Genomic DNA, 4,692 nt, shown 5'->3' on the forward strand with positions numbered 1-4,692 from the left:
TCAACCCGTTCCTTGTTCGCTAACTAAAGGCTCGCGGTCTGTGGGACTCGTTCATGATCAACTACCTGAATTACTACGACTGTTCGGTGCAGCAGATCGAGCGCATCCCGCAAGAACTCAAAGAGCTCTACGCGACCGCGTTCGAAGTGGACACCAAGTGGATCGTTGACGCCGCCAGCCGTCGTCAGAAGTGGATCGACCAGGCTCAGTCGCTGAACCTGTACATCGCCGGCGCCTCGGGCAAGAAGCTCGACGTGACCTACCGCATGGCCTGGTACCGTGGTCTGAAAACCACTTACTACCTCCGTGCCCTGGCCGCGACCAGCACCGAGAAGTCGACCATCAACACCGGCAAGCTGAACGCTGTTTCCAGCGGCGGCAACCACGGCGACGATTCGGTTCTGGCAGCTCCGGCAGGTCCGGCGCCAGTGCCAAAGGCTTGCGCGATCGACGAGCCGGATTGCGAAGCTTGCCAATAAGCTGAGCTGAGTCAGGCGTCGCGAGACGCCTGATCTCTCCAGGCAAAAGAAACCCCCGACAGACTTCTGGTTTGTCGGGGGTTTTCTTTTGCCTGCCATTAACCTGTAGGCGCTGTCGAGTGCAACGAGGCTGCGATCTTTTGATCTTCAGTGCTGCTGCCAAAGATCAAAGATCAAAGATCAAAAGATCGCAGCCTTCGGCAGCTCCTACAGAGGATGAGCGTTAGCTCGGCTGCAGCTCTTCATCCTGCCGTATCGGCCCCGTCGGCAGGCTGAGTGGAGGGGTTTATCCGGGGGTGGGAGCGCAGCGACCGTTCGACGAAGTCGAACACATCGAGAGGAGGTGCAGCGAGCAAACCGTAGGCGATGCCCCCGGATGAATACCGTAACGAAGGAACCCGAGCCACGGCGAGGGCCGAACGCTGGGGCCAAGCCTTTTGGATTACCTTTTCGCTGGGCCGGCACTCCGGCGCTTGGAAAAGGTGACTCGCCGTAAGGGCGAAACCCTAAGTAGCCGTTACCGCAGCAACGGATAAGCCCACAAAACAATAGCCCACAAAAAAGCCCCTCAAAAAGAGGGGCTCCTTGCACAATCAGAAACCCGAATCAGGTCATCTGAATGATGGTCTGCATGATGGTGCTCTGAGTCGAGATGGTCTTGGCGTTCGCCTGATAGTTGCTCTGGCCCTTGATCAGGTCTACCAGTTCGTTGGTCAGGTTAACGTTGGACTCTTCCAGCGAGTTGGAGGCGATCGAACCCAGGGTACCGGTTTCCGGCGCATCGTAACCCGGGATACCCGAAGCGAAAGTCTCTTTCCAGCTGGTACCGCCGACAGCCTGCAGGCCTTGTTCGTTGGTGAAGCTGGCCAGCGCGACCTGGCCGATGGCCTTGCTCTGGTTGTTGCTGAAGTTGGCGAACAGCGTACCAGTACCGTCGATGGTCAGGTTGGTGATCTGGCCAGTGGCGTAACCGTCCTGAGTCGGGATCGAACGGGCGGTATCAGCGTTGAACTGAGTGGTCTTGGCCATGGAAATGGTCACGCCATTCGGGTTGGCAGACGCGCCGTTAGGCGTAAAGACACCGTTGGTCACTGTGCCTGGCTTCCAGGTGGTCAGCTTCAGGTCGCTGCTGATGATCGGGTTGGCCGGGTCCGCCGGGTTAGGCGTGCTGACCTGAGTGAGATTGCCCGAACTGTCGAACGTCAGTGTCGAAGCAGTCGGGGCGGTCTTGGTTGGATCGCTGCCGGTTGCATCCGGATTGCGCCCGTCCACCAGGGTGTAGACCTTCCAGGTGTTTTGGCCGGTTTTCACCATGTACTGATCCATGACGTGCGAGTTGCCCTGAGAGTCATAGATCGGTGTGCTGAACGACTTGGTGTAGGTTTCGAGTTTTGCCGGGTCGAACTTGCCTGCCGCCACTGTGTCGTCGATCACTGGTGCCGACGAGTTCAGGTTGATGGACGAAGTCACCAGCGAAGTCGATTTCGGCGCCAGGTTCGAGGTGTCGATCTTCAGGTCGGTCAACACGCCGTTGATGATCTTGCCGTTGGCGTCCACACCGTAACCCTGCAGACGCGAGGTGTAGTCGGTGTTGGTGATGAAACCGGCATTGTCGACCTTGAACGTACCGGCACGGGTGTAAGTGATCGCGCCGTTGTTGCTCATGGTGAAGAAGCCGGAACCGTTGATGCCCATGTCCAGCACGTTGCCGGTGTTGTTGATGTCACCCTGGGTGAACTGCTGGGACACGTTGGCCAGGCGCACACCGTTGCCGATGACCTTGCTGCCGCTACCCAGGCGAGTGGCCGAGTAGACGTCTTCGAATTCTGCACGGGACGATTTGAAACCGGCGGTCGCGACGTTGGCGATGTTGTTGCCGGTCACGTCCAGTTGTTTGTTGGCTGCATAGAGACCGCTAAGGCCGATATTGAAAGACATATTCCACTCCTTTGTGCCGGTTAGTCGGCTCTATATACCAATGGTTTGTACTTTGGACAGGGCAACGGTGCCCTTGCCGGACAGGTTGAGCATCAGCTCGCCACCGGTCTGGCTGATGGTCACACTGTTGACCGTGGCTGGCAGATAGGTCGCCATGTCGGTCGAGGTGCCATTGATCGAGGCGTTGGCCTTGACGGTGTAGGTACCGGTCTTCACCAGGTTGCCGTCCTTGTCCTTGCCGTCCCAGGTGAAGCTCGCGCTGCCTGCGGCGCGACTGCCCAGGTCGATGGTGCGAACCACCGCGCCACTGCTGTCGGTAATGCTGACGGTGCCGCCGGCAATCGACGACGGAACGGTGACCGAACCGGTCATGCCTTTGCTCGGGTCGTCCAATTGAACGGTGTTGGTCTGCACGATCACGTTGCGACCCACCAGCGACGACGCCTGCAGGGCCTGCGAGGAGTTGTAGTTGCCGGCCAGCGAGCTGACGGTGCTGTTAAGCGTGGTGATGCCTTCCAGGCTGCTGAACTGCGCCAACTGCGCAACGAACGCACTGTTGTCCTGCGGGTCGAGCGGGTTCTGGTTTTTCAGCTGGGTGACCAGCAATTGCAGGAACGCATCCTTGCCCAGCGCCTGGCCGCCGGTGGAACTGTTAGTTGCAGAAGCAATGCCATCGGCGGTCGAACTGGTCTTCTTCGACGAGTTCGCCAGGATGTCATTCATGCTCAAGCTGCTGGTGGTATCGGAAACACTCATGGCCGTCGCCCCTTATTACTGACCGAGGGTCAGTACCTTCTGCATCATGGTTTTGGCGGTGTTCATCATCTCGGCGTTGGTCTGGAACGACCGGCTCGCGGAAATCATGTCAGCCATTTCTTCCACCACGTTGACGTTCGGGTAGTAGACGTAGCCCTTGGCGTCGGCGGCCGGATGGTTCGGCTCGTAGCGCGCCTCGAGGTTGCTCTGGTCTTCGACCACGCCGAGTACCTGCACGCCCTGCCCTGCAGCGTCCTGGCTCTGGAACAACGAGTTGCTGCCGCTGTTCTGGCCGCCCTGGAACATGGTGGCGAACACCGGGTGACGGGCGCGGTAGGTCTGGTCGATGCTCGACGAAACGGTTTCGGCGTTGGCGATGTTCGAAGCCACGGTGTTCAGACGCGTGGTTTGTGCGCTCATGCCGCTGCCGGCAATGTTGAAAACGCTGGACAGGGACATGAATTACTCTCCGCGCAGGGCTGACACCAGCCCTTTGAATTTGCTGTTGAGCAGGGTGAAGCTGGCCTGGAAGCCGACCGCGTTTTCCGCGTAATTCGACTGCTCAAGCTGAGCGTCCACGGTGTTCTGGTCGATCGAAGGCTGCATCGGCGTGCGATACATCAGCGACTCGTCGCCATTGCCCACGCCTTCAGCTTCGATGTGGCGGCTGTTGGTCATGTTCAGGGCGATGGTGCCGTTGGCGTTCTTCTGGCTCTGTGCTTCGAGCACTTTGGAGAAGTCCAGATCCCGAGCCTTGTAGTTCGGGGTATCGGCGTTGGCGATGTTGTTGGCCAGGACTTCAGCACGCTGGGCACGGAAGCCCAGTGCCTTTTCGTGAATGCCGAGCGCTTTATCGAAGCTGATGCTCATGTCGGGAACCTTCGGGTGACCGGTTTTTCGTATCTGAGCTTTAGCAAGCGCCGTGCCAAACCAACGAACCCGCGTAAACCGGGGCTTTGCCGGGAGTCGGCAAAGCGGCAATGCCAGAAAAGCGGCAACCGGCTTCCGCTGGCTGCCGCTTTTCTGCCGCTTACCCTCCCCTCGCACCTACACCACAGACCCACTGTGGGAGCGGGCTTGCTCGCGAAAGCGTCGAGTCAGTCGATATCTGTTTTTCTGACACACTGCCTTCGCGAGCAAGCCCGCTCCCACAGGGGATTTGTGGTTTGTGAGAGAGATAATTCAGGCACAAAAAAACGGGAGCCCCTGAGGACTCCCGTTCTTGTGTTGCCGATGAACAATCACTTCGCCTGGTAAATGATCCCCGGGCTGCACTGGACCATCTGGTAATGATCCGGCAAACCGTTCAGCGCTTCGGAAGCGCCAAGGAATAGATACCCGCCCGGCTTCAGCGTGCTGTGAATGCGCAACAGGATGTCTTTCTTCACCTCGGCGGAGAAGTAGATCAGCACGTTGCGGCAGAACACGATGTCGAACTTGCCCAGGCTCGCGTAGCTGTCGAGCAGCTTGAACGACCGGAATACCACGCGGATCTTGAACGGCGCCTTGATCACCCAGC

At 58.6% G+C, this 4,692-nt stretch carries 4 protein-coding genes and 2 pseudogenes; 1 reads left to right on the forward strand and 5 read right to left on the reverse strand.

Annotated features, from left to right (window positions below; translation table 11 throughout):
• A pseudogene (locus ACIOUG_RS24090) lies at positions 1-479 on the forward strand (ribonucleoside-diphosphate reductase subunit alpha); the annotation flags it as partial.
• A gap of 606 nt (positions 480-1,085) precedes the next feature.
• Here ACIOUG_RS24090 and flgE read toward each other — a convergent pair.
• The 5 genes and pseudogenes from flgE to cheR all read right to left on the reverse strand — a co-directional run.
• Complete coding sequence (flgE, locus tag ACIOUG_RS24095; RefSeq protein WP_401069220.1) at positions 1,086-2,417, reverse strand: flagellar hook protein FlgE; 1,332 nt, start codon at positions 2,415-2,417, stop codon at positions 1,086-1,088.
• Positions 2,418-2,447: 30 nt separating this feature from the next.
• Positions 2,448-3,173 carry a flagellar hook assembly protein FlgD gene (gene flgD, locus ACIOUG_RS24100; RefSeq protein WP_401069223.1) on the reverse strand — a complete coding sequence of 242 codons (726 nt, stop codon included), beginning with the start codon at positions 3,171-3,173 and terminating at the stop codon, positions 2,448-2,450.
• Between the two features lie 15 nt (positions 3,174-3,188).
• Complete coding sequence (gene flgC, locus ACIOUG_RS24105; RefSeq protein WP_003227217.1) at positions 3,189-3,632, reverse strand: flagellar basal body rod protein FlgC; 444 nt, start codon at positions 3,630-3,632, stop codon at positions 3,189-3,191.
• A gap of 3 nt (positions 3,633-3,635) precedes the next feature.
• On the reverse strand, positions 3,636-4,043 hold the full coding sequence (gene flgB, locus ACIOUG_RS24110) for a flagellar basal body rod protein FlgB (RefSeq protein ID WP_003227219.1): 408 nt from the start codon (positions 4,041-4,043) through the stop codon (positions 3,636-3,638).
• A gap of 371 nt (positions 4,044-4,414) precedes the next feature.
• Positions 4,415-4,692, reverse strand: a pseudogene (cheR, locus tag ACIOUG_RS24115) (protein-glutamate O-methyltransferase CheR); the annotation flags it as partial.

The organism is Pseudomonas sp. NPDC087803, assembly GCF_044742995.1.
GTDB lineage: Bacteria > Pseudomonadota > Gammaproteobacteria > Pseudomonadales > Pseudomonadaceae > Aquipseudomonas.

Coding starts and splice junctions, on each gene's coding strand:
- flgE (WP_401069220.1), bottom strand. CDS start 2,417: ATGTCTTTCAATATCGGCCTTAGCGGTCTCTATGCAGCCAACAAACAA.
- flgD (WP_401069223.1), bottom strand. CDS start 3,173: ATGAGTGTTTCCGATACCACCAGCAGCTTGAGCATGAATGACATCCTG.
- flgC (WP_003227217.1), bottom strand. CDS start 3,632: ATGTCCCTGTCCAGCGTTTTCAACATTGCCGGCAGCGGCATGAGCGCA.
- flgB (WP_003227219.1), bottom strand. CDS start 4,043: ATGAGCATCAGCTTCGATAAAGCGCTCGGCATTCACGAAAAGGCACTG.